This window comes from Methylophaga sp. UBA5088 (genome assembly GCF_002414625.1).
In the GTDB taxonomy this organism is placed as follows: Bacteria; Pseudomonadota; Gammaproteobacteria; order Nitrosococcales; family Methylophagaceae; genus Methylophaga; species Methylophaga marina.
On sequence record NZ_DIAC01000089.1, the window covers coordinates 1 to 3,330 of the forward strand.

4 protein-coding genes and 1 pseudogene are annotated in these 3,330 nt (G+C 42.9%); 1 reads left to right on the forward strand and 4 read right to left on the reverse strand.

Annotated features, from left to right (window positions below):
* From B4K20_RS11260 to B4K20_RS11270, 3 genes are all read right to left on the reverse strand, one after another.
* On the reverse strand, positions 1–305 hold a 305-nt coding region (locus B4K20_RS11260; RefSeq protein ID WP_289282957.1), incomplete at its 3' end, for an ATP-binding cassette domain-containing protein.
* Between the two features lie 50 nt (positions 306–355).
* Complete coding sequence (gene sufB / locus B4K20_RS11265) at positions 356–1,804, reverse strand: Fe-S cluster assembly protein SufB (protein WP_289282958.1); 1,449 nt, start codon at positions 1,802–1,804, stop codon at positions 356–358.
* A complete protein-coding gene (locus tag B4K20_RS11270) occupies positions 1,797–2,279 on the reverse strand; it encodes an SUF system Fe-S cluster assembly regulator (RefSeq protein ID WP_289282959.1) in 483 nt (160 codons plus the stop codon). The genes sufB and B4K20_RS11270 overlap by 8 nt, the downstream gene beginning before the upstream one ends.
* A 191-nt stretch (positions 2,280–2,470) precedes the next feature.
* On the opposite strand from B4K20_RS11270, the gene B4K20_RS11275 reads away from it, so the two are divergent.
* On the forward strand, positions 2,471–3,151 hold the full coding sequence (locus B4K20_RS11275) for an FKBP-type peptidyl-prolyl cis-trans isomerase (protein WP_289282960.1): 681 nt from the start codon (positions 2,471–2,473) through the stop codon (positions 3,149–3,151).
* A gap of 52 nt (positions 3,152–3,203) precedes the next feature.
* Here B4K20_RS11275 and B4K20_RS11280 read toward each other — a convergent pair.
* Positions 3,204–3,330, reverse strand: a pseudogene (locus tag B4K20_RS11280) (1,6-anhydro-N-acetylmuramyl-L-alanine amidase AmpD); the annotation flags it as partial.

Here is a 3,330-nt window from a genome sequence, read left to right on the forward strand (position 1 = left end):
GCAGATTTAAGTAAATACACATTGCTGACGCCAGGAATTTCAACCGGATATTGGAACGCCAAAAATACGCCTCGTTGAGCTCGCTCTTCAGGTTCAAGTTCTAATAGGTTTTCGCCTTTGTAAATGACTTCACCTTGAGTAATTTCATAGCCATCACGTCCGGCCAAAACATTGGACAGCGTACTTTTACCAGCACCATTAGGCCCCATGATGGCATGGACCTCACCTGGGTTCACTGTCATGTCTATACCGCGAAGAATTTCTTTGCCATCAACGCTGGCGTGTAAATTTTTAATTGTTAACATCTTCACTCTCTAAAATTTCTGAATATTGTTTCGCAGTTCTCTTATGGGTCTTAGCCCACGGAACCTTCTAATGACAAACCAAGTAAGTTTTGTGCTTCTACAGCGAATTCCATCGGTAATTCACGAATCACTTGTTTGCAAAAGCCATTCACAATCATTGACACCGCGTCCTCAGCGTCCAGACCACGCTGTTTACAATAAAACAACTGGTCTTCACTGATTTTTGAGGTAGACGCTTCATGCTCTACTTTTGCTGTCGGATTTTTCACTTCGATGTAAGGGAAAGTGTGGGCACCACAAGTGTCACTCATCAATAAAGAGTCACACTCGGTGTAGTTACGCGCATTTTCCGCATTAGGCCCGACTCTTACCAATCCACGATAGGCGTTCTGCGAACGACCGGCAGAAATACCTTTTGAAATAATCGTTGAGCTGGTGTTCTTACCCAGGTGGATCATTTTGGTACCGGTATCGGCTTGCTGCATGTTGTTCGTCACAGCTACAGAATAAAATTCACCGACCGAATTATCCCCTTGTAAAACTACACTTGGATATTTCCAGGTAATAGCGGAACCCGTTTCTACTTGTGTCCAGGAAACTTTCGACGATTCACCACGACAGGCAGCACGCTTAGTGACAAAGTTGTAAATGCCGCCTTTGCCATTTTCATCGCCCGGATACCAGTTTTGAACCGTAGAATATTTGATCTCAGCCCGGTCCATCGCCACCAATTCAACCACCGCGGCATGAAGCTGATTTTCATCACGCATTGGCGCGGTACAGCCTTCCAGATAACTGACATAAGCGTCATCATCGGCAATGATTAATGTACGTTCAAACTGACCCGTATTGGCGGCATTGATACGGAAATAAGTAGATAGCTCCATTGGGCAACGTACGCCTTTAGGAATATAGACAAACGAGCCATCGGTAAAAACGGCTGAGTTCAGTGCCGCATAAAAATTGTCTTTGTGTGGAACCACACTGCCAATATATTTTTTTACCAATTCAGGATGCTCTTGGATAGCTTCTGAAATTGGCATAAATAGAATGCCTTGCTCAGCTAATTTGTCTTTAAACGTGTTTGAAACAGAGACACTGTCAAATACTGCGTCGACAGCGACACCTGCCAGACGTCCTCGCTCATCCAGAGGCACACCCAGTTTTTCATAAGTTTTTAATAACTCGGGATCGACTTCATCCAGACTTTTTGGACCGTCTGTTTTTTTCTTGGGCGCTGAGTAATAACTGATGTCTTGATAGTCAATCTCAGGATAATGAACGTGTGCCCATTCCGGCGTATCCATGGTTAGCCAATGACCATAGGCTTTCAATCGCCACTCCAGCATCCATTCAGGTTCATTCTTGATAAAAGAGATTTGTCTGATTACATCTTCATTTAAGCCTGGTGGCAGACTATCTACTTCGATATCAGTAACAAATCCTGCTTTGTATTCTTTCTGCGTAATCGCTTCAAGTTGTTGACTTTGTTCAGTCATGGAACTCACCATCCTGTAAAGTTGTTTTATTCATCCCGTTATAAGATGAATAGAATCTAATCGGGCTGCCCGCGAGAGAAGACTGCGGGGCCAGCATGTCCGATAGTTTTACTTCGTCTAACGCATGGAAAACAGCGTCGTTAATTTTGGTCCAATTGGTTTGCACGGCACAGTGTGTTTCCTGATCACAGTGACTGTCTGTGCTTACGCATTCCGTCAACGCAATTGGCCCTTCTATCGCTGTGATGATTTCTGCAACGGTGATGTCATCGGGGTGACGACTTAGACTGTAGCCCCCCATAACGCCTCTTTCTGACTTTAATAAGCCTGAGTGAGACAATAACTTTAAAACTTTTCTAACCGTTGGCAGTGGTACTTTCACTGCTTCAGCAATAGCATGTGCACTATGTTGAACTTGCAGATTAGACGCAAAGTGACTCATCAGCACGATGCCATAATCTGTTAATTTTCCCATTCGCAACATTGGTGCACCTCCTAATTGGTACTATTATAGTATCAATTAGATTAATAACCAAGTGTTTTTCTCAGTTATTAGCTCATTGGGGTCGTGAAAATATTGTGGATTTAGCGTATGGTTATGAACTTTCGTTCACAAACATTGTACTAAAATCGGCACGCACCTTATAAATACATTGAGAGCATTATATGAAATTAAAAACACTCGCTATTTTACCTTTACTATTTGGAGCAAACGTAATGGCTGCTGACAACGCCACAACATTAGACACAGATAAACAAAAAATTAGTTACATCTTTGGTATTCAAGTTGGTCAAAATATGATGCAAGAAGGTGTGGAACTGGATATTGAAGCTTTCAAAGCAGGTGTTGCCGATATGATGGCTGGCCAGCAACCCCAACTTGACCAAGCCACTGCAGAACAAGTTGTTCAAGCTTACCAAGCCCAAAAAGCGCAAGAGCTAGCTAAAGTCATGAACGAGAAACAAGCTCAAGCTAAAGCATTTATGGAAGAGAACGCTAAGAAAGATGGCGTTGTCACAACAGATAGCGGTCTACAATACGAAGTCCTGAAAGAAGGTGATGGCGCGACGCCAACAGAAAATGACAAAGTCATTGCTAACTATAAAGGTACATTAATCGACGGTACCGTTTTCGATAGCTCATATGACCGTGGCGAGCCAGCTACATTCCCAGTCAATGGTGTTATTCAAGGCTGGCAAGAAGCATTGAAAATGATGAAAGAAGGGTCTAAATGGCGCATCGTTGTTCCAGCTAATCTGGCTTACGGTCCACGTGGTGCAGGAAACTTAATCGGTCCTAACGAAACCTTGATTTTTGAAATTGAGTTGATTGCTATCACAAAATAATTGATGATTAATTATAAAAAGAGCCGCCTAAAGGCGGCTTTTTTTATGTCTGTCATTCCAACATTTTTGTAAGCTTTTGCCAGTCAAAATAAGGACCTGGATCAGTTTTCCGCCCTGGGGCAATATGCTCATGTCCCGTTATTTTTTCATGAGTAAGCGTAGGGTAGGTCTTGCATAAT

Coding starts and splice junctions, on each gene's coding strand:
- sufB (WP_289282958.1), bottom strand. CDS start 1,804: ATGACTGAACAAAGTCAACAACTTGAAGCGATTACGCAGAAAGAATAC.
- B4K20_RS11270 (WP_289282959.1), bottom strand. CDS start 2,279: ATGGGAAAATTAACAGATTATGGCATCGTGCTGATGAGTCACTTTGCG.
- B4K20_RS11275 (WP_289282960.1), top strand. CDS start 2,471: ATGAAATTAAAAACACTCGCTATTTTACCTTTACTATTTGGAGCAAAC.